Here is a 16,148-nt window from a genome sequence, read left to right as displayed (position 1 = left end):
GATGGGATCGGCGATGGAGCGGCGCGTTGGGAAGTTTCGTGGGGGTTTTCATCACGGTAGCGGCGCTGCTCGGTGGATTTGCCGCCATGGGCGGGCACCTGGGCGTGCTCATGCAGCCGTGGGAATTCGTGATCATCATGGGGACCGCGGTCGGCACCTTCATCGTGGCCAATCCGTGGAAGACGGTCGTGGACACCGGCGTCGCCTGCATGCAGGCCATCACCGGCGCGGTGCCCGGCCAGCGCTATTACCTTGATCTGCTCGGGGCGCTCCATGCCCTGATGCGCGAGCTCAGGGGCAAGGGCCGCAACGAGGTCGAGGCGCATATCGACGATCCCGCGTCCTCCGAGATCTTCAAGGCGTTTCCGAGCGTGCTCGGCGATCCCTCGCTGCTCCAGTTCATCTGCGACTACGTCCGCCTCATCATCATGGGCAACGCGCGCACGCACGAGATCGAGGCGCTGATGGACGAGGAGATCCACACCATCGTGAAGAGCAAGCTGGCGCCCTATCATGCGCTGGTGACGGTGTCCGAGGCGCTGCCGGCGCTGGGCATCGTCGCCGCCGTGCTCGGCGTCATCAAGGCGATGGGCGCGCTCGACCAGTCGCCAAAGCTGCTCGGCGGCTTCATCGGCGCGGCCCTGGTCGGCACCTTCGCCGGCATCTTCCTGTCCTATGGCGTCCTTTCGCCCTTCGCGATCAAGATCAAGATGACGCGGGAGAAGAAGTGCCGCCCCTACATCATCGTCAAGCAGACGCTGCTCGCGTTCATGAACGGCGCCATGCCGCAGATCGCCGTCGAGCACGGCCGCAAGATGATCGCGAGCGGCGAGCGGCCCTCGATCGACGTCGTCGAGAACGAGACGATCGCAGGTCCCAAGGCCGTCGTCACCGAGCCCGAACCCAAGGCCGCCCGCGCATGATGATGGAAGACGACGTCGGCGTCGATCACAAGAAGCAGCTCCCGAACTATCTGCTGGACGCTGCCGGCATATCCATCGAACGCATGCCGATGCTCAATGTGATCTTCGATCGCATGGCGGCATCGTGCACCGACAGCCTGCAGCCGATGGCGGGAACGCCGTGCTATTTCTCGGTCAACGGCATCACCAACGATCCTCTCGGCGACATCATCAAGGACTACGAGGGCAACGCGGTCGCTGCCGTGCTCTATGCCGAGCAGTGGGACTCGCGCGTCATCATCATGCTGGACCGCGACTTCGTGTTCACGATGGTCGAGGCGATGTTCGGATCCGACGGTGCGGAACCGCCGCTCGATGTCGAGCGCACGTTCTCGAACATCGAGATCCGGCTGGTTCAGGCCTTGTTCGAGCGCTTCGCCAAGGCGCTGCAGGGCGCCTTCGCCGGCACCTCCAACGTCACCTTCCGTGTCGAGCGGGTCGAGACGGCGATGGCGTCGCTGGCGATCGGGCGCGCCAGCAACATGTCGATCTGCGCGAACATGATGGTGCAGGCGCTCTACCGCGGCGGCCAGATGTTCCTGATCATTCCGCACTCCGCGCTCAACCCGCTGCGTCAGAAGCTCGCAACCGTCACTGCCAGCGACGGCCGCACGACCGATCCGCGCTGGCGCGAGCAGATGGAGAGCGAGGTCCACCGCACCGAGGTTACGCTGAGCGCCGTGCTCGACGAGAAGATGATCTCGCTCGAGGACGTCGTGAAGTTCAAGGTGGGGCAGGTGCTGGAGCTGGAGGTCACGCCGCGCACGCTGGCCCGTCTCGAAAGCAACAACCAGGTGCTGTTCTGGTGTCAGATCGGCCAGCTTGACGGCTATTACGCCATGCAGGTGGCCGATCCCGTGGATCAGAAACGGGAGTTCGTCGATGATATCCTATCTCGTTGATGCCGTGCTGCTGATCGCGCTCGCCTTCACCAGCATGCGGGTGACGCGGATGCACCGCGAACTGGCGCGTTTGCGCAGCTACCACGGCGAATTCTCCACCATCGTCCACGAGACGGCGGGCGCCTTCGACACGGTCATTACCGCGGCGCATGATTCCACCGCCAATCTCGGGCGCCTCGCCAACGTGCTGAGCACCAAGATCGATCAGGCCCATGAGGCGATCGCGGCGCTCGACGCACGCAGCGGGCTTGCGCCGGCCGCGACCACGGGCGGCACCGAAGTGAACAAGCACTGAAGCCGAAGCCGGCAGAACCAATACGAGCGGAACGCCGGGGCGTTCCGGGAGCGGAACTACCAAGAGGCGATACCAGATGGCGCAATCCTTCGACTATGACTCTGCCACGCGAGCACCGGCCGCCGACGAGGGGCATACCGACACGAGCCCGCTGGAGCGGCTCGCGGAAATCGCCGCGCGGACGGCGGAGGAGAGCGGCAAGTTCGCCAATGTCGACGCCATCCTGCGCATTCCCGTCACCATGCAGGTGGTGCTGGGATCGGCCACCATTCCGGTGGCGAACCTGATGAAGCTCGGCCGCGGTGCCGTGGTTCCGCTCGACCACAGGGTCGGCGAGCCCGTCGATGTCGTGGTCAACGGCCGCATCGTCGCCCGGGGCGAGGTGGTCGTCGTCGAAGAGGACAATTCCCGCTTCGGCGTCTCGCTCACCGAGATTGTCGGTCCGCTGGGGCAGGGCGATAGCTGACCATGGCGGCACAGGTCGGCATCGCTCCCATCAAGCAGCGAGGCGTTGCCGCGCTGGGCGGAACGGAAAAGGTCGCGGCGCTCCTGCTGGCCATGGGCCGGCAGGCGGCCGCGAGCGTGCTCGCGCAATTCGAGCCCCAGGACATTCGCATCGTCACCAAGGCCGCGGCCGAATTGCGGCCGATCACGGCGCAGGAACTCGAATCCATCGTCGAGGAGTTCGCCCAGCAATTCTCGATGGGCGCGAACATTCTCGGCACCCTGGGCGGCCTGGAGGCCGTGCTCGGCGACGTGCTTCCCGCCGACCAGGTGTCGGCGATCATGTCGGACCTGCTCGGCAATTCGAGCCGGTCGGTGTGGGATCGCGTCTCGTCGGTGTCGGAAAACTCGCTGGCGACCTACCTTTCCAAGGAGCATCCGCAGACCGCGGCGCTGATCCTGTCCAAGGTCAAGCCGTCTTGCGCCGCCAAGGTGATGAGCCAGCTGCCGTCGAGCCTGCGCAACGAGCTGATGCGGCGCGTGCTCAGCCTCAAGCCGATCGTCGACGACGCGATGAAAGTGCTCGAGAAGACGCTGCACGAAGACCTGACGCTCAATTTCGCCCGCAATCTCGGCGCCGACACCTATGCCCGCGTCGCCGACATCATCAACAAGATGGAGCGCGGCCATATCGAGGACATGCTCAAGAGTCTGTCGGAGAAGCGGCCGAAATCGGCGGAAGTGCTGAAGGAGCTGCTGTTCACCTTCGACGACGTGACCAACCTGACGCCGAAGGCGCGCACCATGATCTTCGACCAGGTGCCGACCGATCGCATCGTCATCGCGCTGAAGGGCACCGACAAGCACTTCCGCGAGCTGATCCTGTCCTCGGTCGCCTCGCGCGTCCGTCGTGTCGTCGAGCACGAGCTCGCCATCGGCGAGCCCTCGAACCAGCGCGACGTGCTGGAGGCGCGGCGCGTGATCACCGATCTCGCGCTCGAGCTCGCGGAGAAGGGCGAAATCGAGCTCAACCCCGAGCAGGAGGATGAGCTGGTCTTCCGCTGACCGCTGAACGGACATGGCAGAATCATCCGATCAGGAGAGCAAGACAGAAGAGCCGACCGAGAAGAAAGTCCGTGATGCGCTCGAACAGGGCAAGATCCCGGTCTCTCGGGAGGCTTCCATTTTCGCCTCGATGGCCGCGCTGATGGTCATCATGGCGTTCCTGATCAGTCAGGGCGTGCAGCAATTGACACCGACCTTGACGAGCCTGCTGGACGATCCCGAAGGCTTCCCGCTCGCAACCGGCGCGGACGCGCAGAACCTGCTCACCGTGGTCGGCCTGCAGGCGCTGCGTTTCCTGGTGCCGCTGGTCGTCATCCTCATGGTGTTCGGGCTCGCGGCCTCGCTGCTGCAGAACGCGCCGCGCTTCGTGCTGGAGCGCATCAAGCCGGAATTGTCACGCATATCCCCGGTCAGCGGCTGGAGCCGGCTGTTCGGAACGCGTGGCCTCGTCGATTTCGGCAAGTCGCTGTTCAAGCTGACCGCAGTGACCTCCGTGGTCGTCTTCGTGCTGCGCTCGTCGGAAGCGAAGGCGTTCGAGGCGATGTACACCGATCCGGTCGCGCTGCCGGAGATGATCCTCAACATCGCGATGCGGATCGTCTCGGCGATCTGCATCGCGACCATCGTGCTGGTCGCGATCGACCTTGCCTGGGCGCGCTTCCACTGGCGGCGCGAGCTGCGCATGACCAAGCAGGAGATCAAGGACGAGCACAAGCAGGCCGAGGGCGATCCGCTGGTCAAGGCCCGCCTGCGCTCGCTGGCGCGCGACCGCTCGCGGCAGCGCATGATCGCCTCCGCCGCGCGAGCGACCCTGGTGATCGCGAATCCAACGCATTTTGCGATCGCGCTTCGCTACAACCGCGAGGAAAATCCCGCGCCGCTCGTGGTGGCCAAGGGCATGGACGTGATCGCGCTGAAGATCCGCGAGGTCGCCGAACAGAACCGGATTCCCGTCATCGAGAACAGGGCGCTGGCGCGCGCGCTCTACGAGGCGGTCCAGGTCGATCAGGTGATTCCGGCGGAGTTCTTCCGCCCAGTCGCCGAGATCATCTACTTCCTGCAGTCGAAGCAGACGCCGCGCACCGAGAAGGTCCAGTAGAATTCCGAGGACGACGTCCGGCCCAACAGCTTGACGAAAGCTTAACGCCCTAGGCTCCTCTCGAATGGACCAGAACGGGGCTGTCGTGGGACCGCTTTATCTCTTCGAACTCGCATCGTCGCAGGCGCGCTACCTCGAGCTTCGCCAGTCGACCATCGCCACCAACGTCGCCAACGCCAACACGCCGGGCTTTCGCGCGCGCGACGTCGAGCCCTTCAACAAGGTGCTCGACGGCATGCCGGTGAGGCTCGCCACGACGTCGCCCTCGCACCTGCAATTGTCCGCGGCCGAGACCGACACGCGCGCAACCGCGAAGAAGGACAGCTGGGAAGTGGTCCATTCCGGCAACTCCGTCAGCCTCGAGCAGGAAATGATCAAGGGCAGCGACGTCAACCGCGACTATTCGATGAACTCGGCGATCGTGCGGTCGTTCCACCGCATGGTCCTGGCCGGTGCGAAGGCCTGAGGTGAACTGACATGCTGGACTCACTGAGCGTCTCCCTCACGGTCGCGAGCTCCGGGCTCGAAGCGCAATCGACGCGCATGCGCATCGTCTCGGAAAATCTCGCGAACGCGACCTCGACGGGACGCACCGCCGGCGCTGATCCCTATCAGCGCAAGACGATCACCTTCGATGCCGCGATGGACCGCGCCTCGGGCTCGCAGCTCGCGAAGGTCAAGGAGATCGGCGTCGACACCACGCCGTACCGCGTCGAGTACGATCCCGGGCATCCCGCCGCCGACAAGGCCGGCTACGTCAAGCTGCCGAACGTCAACATGATGATCGAGATGGCCGACATGCGGGAAGTCAACCGGTCCTATGAAGCCAATCTCCAGGTCGTGAAACAGGTCAGGTCGATGCTCGGCATGACCATCGACCTCCTAAGGAGCTGACAATGCTTGAGGCGATTTCATCCACGGCGATCTCCGCAGGACAGGCGGCGTCGCGCGCGACCGAGACGCAGGCGATCTCGCCTGCGGCGACGACGGCAGTCCAGTCCACGGACGATGTCGGCTTCGAGTCTGTGATGAAGCAGGTGACGAGCGATGCGATCGGGACGCTGAAGGCGGGCGAAGCCGCGTCGATCTCGGCGATGCAGGGCAAGGAATCGACGCGGCGCGTCGTCGAGGCGCTGATGTCGGCGGAGCAGGCCCTGCAGACGGCGGTCGCGGTTCGCGACAAGGTCGTGCAGGCCTATCAAGAAGTCGTCCGGATGTCGATTTGATCTGAAGGAGTAGGTTCAAGTGAAATCGCTCGCCATTGCGGCCACGGGCATGAATGCCCAGCAGACCAACATCGAAGTCATCGCGAACAACATCGCCAACATCAACTCGACGTCGTACAAGCGGGCGCGGGCGGAATTCACCGATTTGTTCTACCAGATGGACCGCATGCAGGGCGTGGCCAACGTCAACGGCTCCTCGCCGATTCCGGAAGGCGCCAATCTCGGCCTCGGGGTCAAGTCGGCGGCGATCCGCAAGCTCCACATCCAGGGCGCGCTGACGCAGACCGGAAATCCCTACGACATGGCGATCAACGGCCGCGGCTGGTTTCAGGTGCTCGGTCCCAACAACGAGGTGCAGTACACCCGCGCGGGCTCGTTCAATACAAATGCCAACGGCCAGCTCGTCACGATCGACGGCTACCTCCTGGACCCCGCGATCACGGTGCCGCAGGGAACCGTCGAGGTCACGGTCAACGCCACCGGGCAGGTGTTTGCCAAGCTCGACACGGAAGTGAACCCGCGGCAGATCGGCCAGCTCAACCTCGCCAACTTCGCCAACGAAGCCGGCCTCGAGCCGCTCGGCGGCAATCTCTACAAGGAGACCACGGCGTCGGGCACGCCGGTCGTCGGTCTTCCCGGCGATTCCGGATACGGCAAGATCAACCAGAAATATCTCGAAGCTTCGAACGTCGATCCGGTCAAGGAAATCACCGAGTTGATCTCGGCGCAGCGCGCCTACGAAATGAACGCCAAGGTCATCCAGGCCTCGGATGAAATGGCCCAAACGGTTTCGAAGGGCATGCGCTAGTTCCGGTGTTGCGATGGTGAACAGGGTGGGCCTGATCATGCGCGGGTTGGCCGCCGTGCTGCTGATTCTGGCCTCGGGTCGCCTCGCCATGGCCGAGGAGAAGCGGCTTCCCGTGCCGGCGGTTGCGATCCGCGCCGGCGAGCTGATTCGCGACGACATGATCACCGAGCGCGCCTTCGCATCGGGCCTGCTCGGCGTTGCCATGTTCATCGAGGGGCGCCAGGTCCTGGTCGGCCGGATGGCGCGGCGTGCGCTACTGCCGGGCCAGCCCATTCCCAGCAATGCGGTGGAAGATCCCTGGACCGTCGCGCGCGGCGCCATGGTCAAGGTGGTGGTGGAGGACAGCGGACTGTCCATCGTCACCTACGGCTCGGCGATGCAGTCGGGCGCGGCGGGCGCGCTCATTCCGGTGCGCAATACCGATACCGGCGTGATCATCAAAGGCGTCGTCCAGCCGGACGGTACCGTCAAGGTCGCGGACGGCTCATGACCCGGCTCCTGCTTGCGCTCGTCCTGCTGCTTTCCGCCGCCAGCGCTCATGCCGCCGTCCGCATCAAGGACATCGCGGACATCAAGGGTCTGCGCGAAAACCAGATCGTCGGCTATGGCCTCGTCATCGGCCTCAATGGCACCGGCGATACGCTTCGCAACGCTCCGTTCACCGAGCAGTCCCTGCAATCGATGCTCGAAAACATGGGCATCAATGTCAGGAACGAGACCACGAGCACCAACAATCCGCCCCGACCGACGACGCTGCGCACGCGCAACGTCGCGGCCGTGATGGTGACTGCGGACCTCACGCCCTCGATCGGGCCCGGCGAGCGCATGGACGTCACGGTGTCCTCGCTCGGCGATGCCACGTCGCTGCTCGGCGGTACGCTGGTCATGACGTCGCTGCGCGCGGCGGACGGCGCCGTCTATGCGGTGGCGCAGGGCGCGATCGTGGTCGCCGGCTACAGCGTCGGAGGCCAGGCGCAGAACGTCAGCCAGGGCACCCCGACCGCCGGACGCATCCCGAACGGTGCGCTGGTCGAGCGCGAGGTGAAGGGAAGTCTCCACGAGATGGAGTACCTGGTGCTGCAGCTGAAGAACCCTGACTTCGTCACCGCAACGCGCATCCTCGACGCCATCAACCGCTTCGCCGGCGGACGCTACCGCGCGCAGATCGCCTTCGAGCGTGACTACCGTACCATCGTGCTGTCGAAGCCGCGCCACATCGGCCCGGTCCGGTTCCTTGCCGAGATCGGTGAGCTGACGGTCGAGCCGGACACGCCGGCACGGGTGGTGATCAACGAGCGCACCGGCACGGTGGTGATCGGGCGCGACGTGCGAATATCGACCGTTGCCGTGACGCACGGCAATCTGACGGTCCGTGTCACGGAGATGCCCGTGGTGTCGCAGCCGGCGCCGTTCTCGCGGGGCCAGACGGTGGTCGTCCCGCAGACCGTGGTCGAGGCCAACGAGGCGGGATCGCAGGTGGCGATCCTCAGTGGGGTCGATCTGCAGCGCCTGGTGCGCGGGCTGAACCAGATCGGCCTGAAACCATCCGGCATCATCGCGATCCTTCAGGCGATCAAGACCGCCGGCGCGCTCCAGGCCGACGTCATCGTGCAATGATGCATAAGCGTCGTGCAAGCTTGGTCGCTCAATGCTCAGGTCTGAAGCGAGAATCGCACGCGGCCCGATGCTGACGCTGGATCACAAAGCCAAACTCCTCTTGATCGTGGCATCGATGCTCGCGAGCATCTCGCCGGTGCTCGCCCTGGACGAGGCCAAGCCTTCGAAGCCACTCAACCTGCTTTCCTTCGCGCGCGCCCGCGCGCCCGGACCGCAGAAGCCGCAGCCGGTCACGGCGGTGCCGGGCGACAATGCGTCGATGCGGGCGACCGCATGGGCGGCCGAGGATTCGGGACCTTCAACCACCGGTGCAGTGCCCGAGACGCCTGCGCCGGCGGCTGCGCCCGCCCCCACGCCCGCACGCCCGGCCAAGCCAGCCAGTGTCACGGCTCTGCCGAAGCCCGCACCGCCGCAGGCCGCGCCGTCCGCGGACAACGAAGTCGCCCTGTTCTGCAGCAACGTTGCCGATCCCGCCGTCGATGCGAGGCTGGCCTGGCAGCTCAAGGAGCTGGAGAAAGCCGAGAGCCTGCTGCGCGAGCGGATCGCCGAGGTCGAGGCCAAGCGCGCCGAATATGAAAAGTGGATGGCGCTGCGTGACGACTTCCTGAAGAAGGCCGAAGCGAGCGTCGTCGAGATCTATTCGCGCATGAAGCCCGACGCCGCGGCGACCCAGATTGCCGGTATGGCGGACGAGACCGCCGCCGCCGTGCTCGCCAAGCTCAGTCCGAGGAGCTCGAGCGCGATCTTCAACGAGATGGAGACGGCGCGCGCGGCGCACCTCGCTGACCTCTTGGGCGGAATGCGTCGCGTGGACGACGGAAAGACCAAATAGATGACGAAGCCGATCCGCATCCTCCCGCTGATCCTGGCGTCCGTGCTCCTGGCCGGATGCTTGCATGATCCGTCCGAGGTCCTGAACGGCCCGCAGATGTCGCCGGTCGGCAGCGGCCTCCGGACCCAGGCCGATCCGATCCCGGTGACGCCGCGCATGCGCACGCCTGTCAGCTATCGCTCGACCTGGGACGACGGCACCGATCTCTACCGCGATCCCCGCGCCCGGCGCACCGGCGACGTCGTGACGGTGATCATCTCGATGCAGGACAAGGCCAAGCTCGACAACAAGACTGGCCGCTCGCGCGATTCGCAGGTCAAGTTCGGGCTCGACTGGCTGATGGACGTCGCGGGATGGCAGGACAAGGGCTCGACAAGCGCCAATCTCAACACCAACACCCAGATCAAGGGTAACGGCCAGATCGACCGTACCGAGGACATCAAGCTCTCGATCGCCGCCATCGTCACCGACGTGTTGCCGAACGGCAATATGATGATCAGCGGCTCGCAGGAGTTTCGCGTCAACACGGAGATGCGCGTGCTCAATGTCGGCGGCATCGTGCGTCCGCGCGACATATCGCGCACCAACACGATCTCCTATGAGAAGATCGCCGAAGCCCGCGTGTCCTACGGCGGTCGCGGAAATCTCTCGGACGTGCAGCAGCCTGGATGGGGACACCGGATCTATGACGCCGTGGCACCATTCTGAAGTTCGCGCCGGCCTGGCCGTGTCGCGAGGGCAGGGGACGTCATGCGCCTGATCGCGGCCATCGTGGTGCTGACCCTTGTCGCGATCGGCGCGGGAGCGCTGGCCGGCCTGCATTTGTTTGCGACCGCCGAGCGCGTCGCCGACGCGAAGAAGGGCGCGACCCCGCCGCCGCTGGCGTCGAGCTACGCCGGCAGCGCGCGCTTGCGGAAACTATCTCCAATCGTGACCAACTTGGCCGCGCCGGCCAACAATTGGGCTCGCATCGAGGCCTCCATGGTGACCGAGAGCATGAGCGACGAGGACGCCGGCATCCTGGCCGCCCACATCAGCGAAGACATCGTCACCTACTTGCGGTCCGCCTCGGTGGCGCAGTTCGAGGGATCGCGCGGGCTCCAGCATCTGCGCGACGACCTGACCGAGCGCGCCGCCATCCGCTCGTCGGGCAAGGTCCGCGAATTGATCATTGAGACGTTGGTGATCCAGTGAGAGTGAAAGTCCTGCTGCTCGCCTTGATCATGGTCGTGCTGCCCGAAGTGGCGCTCGCCCAGATTCCGGACCTCAACTCGCTGCTGCCGCCCGGAAACGGCTCGACCAGCGGCCGGATCATCCAGCTGATGGCCCTGATCACGGTGCTGTCGGTGGCGCCGGGACTGCTCATCATGGTGACGAGCTTCACGCGATTTGCGGTGGCGCTCTCGTTCCTGCGCGCGGGGCTCGGCCTGCAGACCACGCCGGCCAATCTGGTCATGATCAGCCTCGCGCTGTTCATGACCTTCTACGTGATGGCGCCGACCTTCGACCGCGCCTGGGAGACCGGCGTCCAGCCGCTGATGAAGAACGAGATCTCGGAAGAGCAGGCCTATCTGAAGATCACGGATCCGTTCCGCGAGTTCATGCTGGCCCACGTCCGGGACAAGGATCTGCAGACCTTCGAGTCGCTCGCCGCGGAGAGCTTCCGCAAGAAGTTCGACGAGAAGCGCGTCGATCTGCGCGTCATCATCCCTGCCTTCATGATCTCCGAGCTGAGGCGTTCGTTCGAAATCGGATTCCTCATCATCCTGCCGTTCCTCGTGATCGACATGATCGTGGCGACGCTGACCATGTCGATGGGCATGATGATGATGCCGCCGACGATCCTCGCGCTGCCGTTCAAGATGCTGTTCTTCGTGTTGATCGACGGCTGGAATCTGCTCGCCTCCGGGCTGGTGCGCTCGTTCTCGTAAGGGGCGGTGGCCGCGTGGCGCCCCGTCATGGTTAGCGGAAAGTACCGCGTTATGGTTAGCGGTGGGTAATATTAACCATCTGATATTGCTGAAGAATTCAAGCCGATCTTAATCCGCAGGCAAGATTTCGCGTGCTAGCAATGCGTCACGGCGGGTTGGACCCCACCCACAGCAGTCCAAAGGCATGATGCCGTCCCTCCGTACCGGTGCAAGTCCGGTATGTCCCCTGATGAAAATGTAACGCGTACATAAAGGGACATTCGCAATGTCAAGCCTGCTCACGAACTCGTCCGCCATGACCGCGCTCCAGACCCTGCGGTCTGTCAGCTCGCAACTCTCCACCACGCAGAGCCGGATCTCCACCGGTCAGCGCGTGGCCACGGCCGCGGACAACGCCGCCTACTGGTCGATCGCGACCTCGATGCGCGCCGACAACGCCGCGCTCTCCGCCGTCTCCGACTCGCTCGGTCTGTCGGCCGCGACCGTCGACACCGAGTACACCGCTCTGAACAAGGTGCTCGGCGACAGCAACTCCGGCCTGACCAAGCTCCAGTCGCTGCTGGTCGAAGCCAAGACCGCCGGTATCGACCGCAGCAAGATCCAGTCGGAAATCACCCAGATCCAGCAGGACATGAAGAACGTCGCCAGCGCGGCGACCTTCAACGGCGTCAATTGGCTGAGCACGAACGCCTCCACGCCGACCACCGTCAACCTGGTGTCGTCGTTCTCGCGCGTCGGCTCCACGCCGACCACCAGCTCGATCACCGTGACCGTCGCCAACTACTCGCTCTACACCGCGAGCACGAGCGGCATCCTCGACACGGTGAGCGGCAGCGCGTCGGTCAACACCCTCAACATCGGTGCGCTGACCGACTCGGCCGCTGACCAGACGGTTCTCGATGGCTACATCGCGCAGGTCACCGCGGCGATCGGCACGGTGTCCTCGGGCGCTGCCAACCTCGGCGCCATCAAGAACCGCATCTCGAACAACTCGGAGTTCGTGAAGTCGCTGATGGACTCGGTTGATCGCGGTATCGGCCAGCTCGTCGACGCCGACATGAACCAGGAGTCCACACGCCTGGCGGCTCTCCAGGTCCAGCAGCAGCTCGGCGTTCAGGCGCTCTCGATCGCCAACAACAACAGCCAGAGCATCCTGTCGCTGTTCCGCTAAGTCTTAGATAGTCCGGGAGGGCCGCGCTTCTCGCGAAGCGCGGCCCTTTCGTTTGACGCGGCGCCGTGCGCCGCGATTTCGGCTGCGCTGTTGCCGCAGGATCACAGCACCACAAGCCCCGCACAAGCTTCGCTGGCTAGTCTGGCCGTTACGACGGGTTGGGTTCATGCGCATTTCCGCAGACCCAAAGGCATGATGCCGCCCTGTCGTACCGGTGCAAGCCCGGTATGTCCCCATTCAATCTGTTTTCAAAGGGACATCAAAGATGGCTTCCAGCCTGCTTACCAACTCCGCCGCAATGACTGCGCTCCAGACCCTCCGGAATGTCAGCGCCAGCCTGCAGACCACCGAAAACCGCATCTCCACCGGTCAGCGCGTCTCGACCGCTTCGGACAACTCGGCCTATTGGTCGATCGCGACCTCGATGCGCGCCGACAACGCCGCGCTCTCTGCCGTCTCCGACTCGCTCGGTCTGTCGGCCGCGACCGTCGACACCGAGTACACCGCTCTGAACAAGGTCATCGGCGACCAGAACTCCGGCCTGACCAAGCTGCAGGCGCTGCTGGTCGAAGCCAAGACCGCCGGCATCGACCGCACCAAGATCCAGGCTGAAATCACCCAGATCCAGCAGGACATGAAGAACGTCGCCAACGCGGCGACCTTCAACGGCGTCAACTGGCTCAGCACCAACGCTTCCACCCCGACGACGGTCAACCTGGTGTCGTCGTTCTCGCGCGTCGGCGGCACCCCGACGATCAACACCATCACGGTGACGGTTGCCAACTACTCGCTCTACACTGCGTCCACGAGCGGCATCCTCGACACGGTGACCGGCAGCGCGTCGGTCAACACCATCGGCATCGGTTCGCTGACCGACTCGGCAGCCGACCAGACCATCCTCGACGGCTACATCGCGCAGGTCACCACCGCGATCAACACGGTCAGCCAGTCGGCCGCCAACCTCGGTGCCATCAAGAACCGCATCTCGAACAACACGGAATTCGTGAAGTCGCTGATGGACTCGGTGGATCGTGGTATCGGCCAGCTCGTCGACGCCGACATGAACGCGGAATCGACCCGCCTCCAGGCGCTGCAGACCCAGCAGCAGCTCGGCGTTCAGGCGCTCTCGATCGCCAACCAGAACAGCCAGAGCATCCTGTCGCTGTTCCGCGGCTAAGCGGCGCTTTCGAAAACGACCGTGCTCCCTGAAGGGGAGCACGGTCCCCGCCGTGACCGGCGGATGCGGCGGCACATGACGTGCCTGCAATCGACCCTGATGCCAGATCTCATACGGCCCGCCGCAACCGATCGCACCATGATGCGCCCGGAGCGTTCGCGCGTTTCCGGAAAGCCGGCGTCTCCAGGTTTCTTGTAAAATTGCAACGCCGTGCCTGCGAACTGACACAATGCCGTCCTCGCGCAACCTTCAGACAAGGTTGGCAGCGGAGTGTCCTCACCGTTCGCATTGGTACGAGGTCATATGCTCAGTCGTGCGCAGATACAGCAACTGCTCAATAATCTGCTGGAGCTTGGGCCGCGACGCCTGATGGCCTTGGGATTGATCGGCTTTGCCGTTCTCGTCACCGTCGTCGGCGGCGCGTATTATCTCAGCCGTCCCGAGTTCGAAACGCTCTATACCGGCCTCACCCGCGAGGACGTGACGCGCATGGGCGCGGCGTTGCGCGAGCAGAACATCACGTTCGACGTCAATACGGCCGGCGACGCGCTCTCGGTGCGCCCGAGCCAGACCATGCAGGCGCGGATGCTGCTGGCCGAGAAGGGGCTGCCGACCAGCGCCAATTCCGGCTACGAGCTGTTCGACAAGATCGGCTCGCTCGGCCTCACCTCGTTCATGCAGGAGGTCACCAAGCTCCGGGCGCTGGAAGGCGAGATCGCGCGCACGGTGCAGCTGATGAAGGGCGTCAAGGCGGCGCGGGTGCACATCGTGATGCCGGTCCGAGGTTCGTTCCGCGCGACGCAGCAGCCGCCCTCGGCCTCGGTCGTGCTGCGCACCGACGGCGCGATCGAGGCGCGCACGGCGCAATCGATCCGTCATCTGGTCGCCGCCGCGATTCCCGGCATGAGCCGCGACAAGGTGACGGTGCTGGATGCCGACGGCTCGATGCTGCTCGCCGAGGAGGACGAGGCGAGCGCCGCCCCGACCAAGATGGCGAGCCTGCAGAAGACGGTCGGCGGCATGGTGCAGGAGAACATCCGCAAGGCGCTGACGCCGTATCTCGGCCTCGACAATTTCGAGGTCAGCGTCGCCCCGCAGCTCTCCACCGACAAGAAGCAGATCAACGAGACCGTCTACGATCCCGAGAGCCGCGCCGAGCGTTCGGTGCGCAACGTGCGCGAGAAGGAATCGTCGCAGAACGCCGACCGTTCGACCCCGACGACAGTGCAGCAGAACCTTCCCGATCAGCAGGTGAACGCCGGCGGCGGCAAGAACTCCAGCGAGGACAAGACCCGCCGGGAGGACGTCACCAATTTCGAAGTCTCGTCCAAGACCACGACGACGGTGAGCGACGGCTACGCCGTGAAGAAGCTGTTCATCGCCGTCCTTGTCAACCGCGCGCGGCTCGTCGCCGATCTCGGCGACAAGACCAACCAGGCCATCGTCGACAGCAAGCTCGCCGAGATCAGCCAGCTCGCGGCGACGGCTGGCGGACTGGACAAGACGCGCGGCGATCAGATCCAGGTGACGGCCGTCGACTTCATCGAGGGCTCGCGCGAACTGGCGCCGGTGCCTCCGATCAGCTTCGTCGAGATGATCAACAAGCAGCTCGGCAGCGTCATCAACGCGGTGACGATCCTGGCCGTCGCGTCGATGCTGGTCTGGTTCGGATTGCGGCCGGCGGTCAACGGCATCCTGACCCATCGCGCCGAGCAGGAGCAGGTGGAGGCCGCCGAGGCCGCGGAGCTCGAAGCTGCTGCCGCTCTCGCGCTGGCCGAAAGTCAGGACCCCGAGCTCAACCTCGTCGAAGACCTCGAAGGCAAGATGCAGCGTACGCCGCAGAAGCGGCTGGAGCAGATCGTTCGGCTCGATCAGGCGCAGGCGGCAGCGATCCTTAAAGACTGGATGCGACGCGAGGAGGCGGCATGAACGCGGCAATCGGAAAGTTCCTGACGCAGTTCGACGCGAACGGCCGGGCCAAGTCACCACCGCCTCCGCCGCCCAGGGTCCAGGACCTGCTGACCCGGCCGAAGGAGGTGGTGCGCGAGCCTCAGCCGCAACTTCAAGCTCAGCCGCAGCCGCTGCCCCAGTCGCCGCCTCCGGCGCCGAAGGCCGAGGTTCCCCCTACCAATCTGCTGGACGACGCCTACCGCCGCGGCCTTGCGGCCGGTGTTGCGGAAGGCGACGCCAAGCTCGCCGAAGAGCGCGTCCGCAGCGCCATCCGGCTCGGCGAGGAGCGCGCCAAATGGTCCGACCAGCAAGCGGTCGCCATCGTCGGCGGCTTCGAGGCGGCCTGCCGCGAGATCGAGACCAACATCGCGAGCTCCGTCGCGCGGATCTTGCTGCCGTTCCTCGCCGACGCAGTCCGCGACAAGGCGATCGGATCGCTGGTCGAGCAGATTGCGGCGCTGACCGGCAACTCGTCGGCGCCGGCGTTCAAGGTCACCGGTCCGAGCGAGCTGCTCGACCTCGTGAAGACGCAGCTCGAAACGTCCAGGCGGATCGGCATCGAGTACGAGACGGCGGAGGCGCTCGAGGTTCGTGTCGTTGCGGACCAGACCGTGATCGAGACGCAGATCTCGGCCTGGAGCGAACGCCTCAAGGAAGCGCGCCGGTAAT

General features: G+C 64.9%; 20 protein-coding genes. All 20 read left to right on the top strand.

The window, feature by feature from the left end:
• The first annotated feature begins 26 nt into the window (after positions 1 to 26).
• The 20 genes from motA to ML401_RS29355 all read left to right on the top strand — a co-directional run bounded on the left by motA (position 27) and on the right by ML401_RS29355 (position 16,147).
• Positions 27 to 923 (top strand): flagellar motor stator protein MotA, encoded by an 897-nt coding sequence (motA, locus tag ML401_RS29450; RefSeq protein ID WP_211416087.1) that lies wholly within the window; start codon positions 27 to 29, stop codon positions 921 to 923.
• Positions 923 to 1,864: a flagellar motor switch protein FliM gene (locus ML401_RS29445; protein WP_285812766.1), complete on the top strand. Its 942-nt coding sequence runs from the start codon at positions 923 to 925 to the stop codon at positions 1,862 to 1,864. The genes motA and ML401_RS29445 overlap by 1 nt, the downstream gene beginning before the upstream one ends.
• The gene (locus tag ML401_RS29440) at positions 1,845 to 2,159 is read left to right on the top strand and encodes a hypothetical protein (RefSeq protein WP_285807774.1); all 315 of its coding nucleotides are present in this window, start codon (positions 1,845 to 1,847) and stop codon (positions 2,157 to 2,159) included. Before ML401_RS29445 ends, ML401_RS29440 begins: the two co-directional genes overlap by 20 nt.
• Positions 2,160 to 2,235: 76 nt before the next feature.
• Complete coding sequence (gene fliN / locus ML401_RS29435; RefSeq protein WP_259216645.1) at positions 2,236 to 2,625, top strand: flagellar motor switch protein FliN; 390 nt, start codon at positions 2,236 to 2,238, stop codon at positions 2,623 to 2,625.
• Positions 2,626 to 2,627: 2 nt separating this feature from the next.
• Positions 2,628 to 3,668, top strand: a complete 1,041-nt coding sequence (locus ML401_RS29430; RefSeq protein WP_194404185.1) for a flagellar motor switch protein FliG — start codon at positions 2,628 to 2,630, stop codon at positions 3,666 to 3,668.
• A 13-nt stretch (positions 3,669 to 3,681) separates the two neighbouring features.
• The gene (gene flhB, locus ML401_RS29425; protein WP_285807773.1) at positions 3,682 to 4,767 is read left to right on the top strand and encodes a flagellar biosynthesis protein FlhB; all 1,086 of its coding nucleotides are present in this window, start codon (positions 3,682 to 3,684) and stop codon (positions 4,765 to 4,767) included.
• A gap of 64 nt (positions 4,768 to 4,831) precedes the next feature.
• The gene (flgB, locus tag ML401_RS29420; protein ID WP_194404183.1) at positions 4,832 to 5,233 is read left to right on the top strand and encodes a flagellar basal body rod protein FlgB; all 402 of its coding nucleotides are present in this window, start codon (positions 4,832 to 4,834) and stop codon (positions 5,231 to 5,233) included.
• Positions 5,234 to 5,244: 11 nt separating this feature from the next.
• Positions 5,245 to 5,661 carry a flagellar basal body rod protein FlgC gene (gene flgC, locus ML401_RS29415; RefSeq protein ID WP_285807772.1) on the top strand — a complete coding sequence of 139 codons (417 nt, stop codon included), beginning with the start codon at positions 5,245 to 5,247 and terminating at the stop codon, positions 5,659 to 5,661.
• Between the two features lie 2 nt (positions 5,662 to 5,663).
• Positions 5,664 to 5,993, top strand: coding sequence for a flagellar hook-basal body complex protein FliE (locus ML401_RS29410; RefSeq protein WP_211416090.1), 330 nt, complete (start codon positions 5,664 to 5,666; stop codon positions 5,991 to 5,993).
• A gap of 19 nt (positions 5,994 to 6,012) precedes the next feature.
• Complete coding sequence (gene flgG, locus ML401_RS29405; protein ID WP_063201481.1) at positions 6,013 to 6,801, top strand: flagellar basal-body rod protein FlgG; 789 nt, start codon at positions 6,013 to 6,015, stop codon at positions 6,799 to 6,801.
• Between the two features lie 37 nt (positions 6,802 to 6,838).
• A complete protein-coding gene (gene flgA / locus ML401_RS29400) occupies positions 6,839 to 7,291 on the top strand; it encodes a flagellar basal body P-ring formation chaperone FlgA (protein WP_249131890.1) in 453 nt (150 codons plus the stop codon).
• Positions 7,288 to 8,418, top strand: coding sequence for a flagellar basal body P-ring protein FlgI (gene flgI, locus ML401_RS29395; RefSeq protein WP_211416092.1), 1,131 nt, complete (start codon positions 7,288 to 7,290; stop codon positions 8,416 to 8,418). The genes flgA and flgI overlap by 4 nt, the downstream gene beginning before the upstream one ends.
• Positions 8,419 to 8,485: 67 nt before the next feature.
• Positions 8,486 to 9,250: a MotE family protein gene (locus tag ML401_RS29390; RefSeq protein ID WP_285807771.1), complete on the top strand. Its 765-nt coding sequence runs from the start codon at positions 8,486 to 8,488 to the stop codon at positions 9,248 to 9,250.
• A 12-nt stretch (positions 9,251 to 9,262) separates the two neighbouring features.
• The gene (gene flgH / locus ML401_RS29385; RefSeq protein WP_211416605.1) at positions 9,263 to 9,958 is read left to right on the top strand and encodes a flagellar basal body L-ring protein FlgH; all 696 of its coding nucleotides are present in this window, start codon (positions 9,263 to 9,265) and stop codon (positions 9,956 to 9,958) included.
• 42 nt (positions 9,959 to 10,000) lie between these two features.
• Positions 10,001 to 10,444, top strand: a complete 444-nt coding sequence (locus tag ML401_RS29380) for a flagellar basal body-associated FliL family protein (protein ID WP_194404178.1) — start codon at positions 10,001 to 10,003, stop codon at positions 10,442 to 10,444.
• A complete protein-coding gene (gene fliP / locus ML401_RS29375; RefSeq protein WP_285807770.1) occupies positions 10,441 to 11,181 on the top strand; it encodes a flagellar type III secretion system pore protein FliP in 741 nt (246 codons plus the stop codon). Before ML401_RS29380 ends, fliP begins: the two co-directional genes overlap by 4 nt.
• A gap of 265 nt (positions 11,182 to 11,446) precedes the next feature.
• A complete protein-coding gene (locus ML401_RS29370; protein WP_285807769.1) occupies positions 11,447 to 12,352 on the top strand; it encodes a flagellin in 906 nt (301 codons plus the stop codon).
• Positions 12,353 to 12,617: 265 nt separating this feature from the next.
• On the top strand, positions 12,618 to 13,529 hold the full coding sequence (locus tag ML401_RS29365) for a flagellin (RefSeq protein ID WP_194404175.1): 912 nt from the start codon (positions 12,618 to 12,620) through the stop codon (positions 13,527 to 13,529).
• A 303-nt stretch (positions 13,530 to 13,832) separates the two neighbouring features.
• Entirely contained in the window at positions 13,833 to 15,458 is a 1,626-nt protein-coding gene (fliF, locus tag ML401_RS29360) for a flagellar basal-body MS-ring/collar protein FliF (protein ID WP_194404174.1), read from the top strand.
• Positions 15,455 to 16,147 carry a hypothetical protein gene (locus ML401_RS29355; protein ID WP_285807768.1) on the top strand — a complete coding sequence of 231 codons (693 nt, stop codon included), beginning with the start codon at positions 15,455 to 15,457 and terminating at the stop codon, positions 16,145 to 16,147. Before fliF ends, ML401_RS29355 begins: the two co-directional genes overlap by 4 nt.
• The last annotated feature ends 1 nt before the right edge of the window (position 16,148 follow it).

The sequence above is a fragment of the Bradyrhizobium sp. 62B genome, from assembly GCF_030272265.2.
In the GTDB taxonomy this organism is placed as follows: Bacteria; Pseudomonadota; Alphaproteobacteria; order Rhizobiales; family Xanthobacteraceae; genus Bradyrhizobium.
This window is presented reverse-complemented; position numbering and strand designations above follow the sequence as displayed.